This window comes from Stenotrophomonas sp. (genome assembly GCF_032099025.1).
Lineage (GTDB): Bacteria > Pseudomonadota > Gammaproteobacteria > Xanthomonadales > Xanthomonadaceae > Stenotrophomonas.
In genome coordinates this window covers 162,944-164,176 of record NZ_DAMCID010000008.1, presented here as the reverse complement: position 1 = coordinate 164,176, position 1,233 = coordinate 162,944, and the positions used below count along the sequence as shown (strand labels likewise).

The following is a 1,233-nucleotide window of genomic DNA, read 5'->3' as shown; positions in this document are numbered from 1 at the left end:
GCGGCCGGCACTACCCGGTTGCCCGGCATCACGTGGAGCCGGCCAGCGGCCGGCACTACCCGGTTGCCCGGCATCACGTGGAGCCGGCCAGCGGCCGGCATTACCCGGTTGCCCGGCATCACGTGGATGCCGGCCAGCCGCCGGCATTACCGCACCCCTGCTTCGTTTTCGAGATGTCCCCATGTCCCCCAGCGCTTCTGATTCCAGCCCCCACTCCACCGCCCTGCTGCGCGGACGCGTGCTGGCGTTTTCCGCCATCCTGCTGGCCGCGCTGAACCTGCGTACGGCCGTCACCTCGGTGACTCCGCTGCTGGACCAGCTGGGCCAGACCTTCGGGTTCGGCACCACCATGACCGGCGTGTTCGGCATGCTGCCGACCGCCTCGTTCGCACTGTTCGGGGTTACCACGCCGATGGTGGCCCGCCGTATCGGGCTGGAACGCACCGCCCTGCTGGCCATGGCCCTGGCGGCGGCCGGCCTGCTGCTGCGCTCGATGGCCGGCGGCGTGGGCAGCCTGCTGTTCGGCTCGATCGTGGCGTTGGCCGGCATGGGTATCGGCAACGTGGTGGTGCCGCCGCTGGTGAAGCGTTATTTCGCCAACCGCGTGGGCACGGTCAGCACCCTGTACATCACGGTGCTGCAGATCGGCACGATGGTGCCGGCGCTGCTTGCCGTGCCGCTGGCCGAACAGGCCGGCTGGCGCGTCTCGCTCGGCATCTGGTCGATCTTCGCCGTGGCTGCCGCCCTGCCCTGGATCGCACTGGCCCGCCGCCGCCCGCACCCGGACCCGCTGGAGGCCGTGGCCGACCCGACCGCCCAGCCACACGGCAAGGTCTGGCGCACCCCGCTGGCCTGGGGCATGGCACTGATGTTCGGCATGACCTCGCTGATGACCTATTCGATGTTCACCTGGCTGCCGCGCATCGTGGTGGAAGCCGGGGCCACGCCGCGCTTCGGCGGGATCATGGTGGCCATCTTCGCCGGGCTTGGCCTGCTGCCGTCGCTGACCATGCCGGCGCTGGCGGTGCGCCTGCGCAACCCGTTCCCGCTGGTGATCGTGGGCTTCTGCGCCTTCGTGATCGCGTTTGCCGGCCTGCTGTTCGCGCCGATGCAGGCGCCATGGCTGTGGGCGGTGCTGCTGGGCATTGGCCCCTCGACCTTCCCGCTGGCGCTGACCCTCATCAACCTGCGCACGCGCACCCCGGCCGGTTCGGCGGCGCTGTCCGGTTTCAT

Annotated in this window: 1 protein-coding gene; it reads left to right on the top strand. The window is 70.6% G+C overall.

Annotated features, from left to right (window positions below; all coding sequences use genetic code 11):
* Positions 1 to 181 precede the first annotated feature (181 nt).
* The coding region (locus tag RT456_RS08105) for an MFS transporter (protein WP_313344894.1) at positions 182 to 1,233 on the top strand (1,052 nt) is incomplete at its 3' end.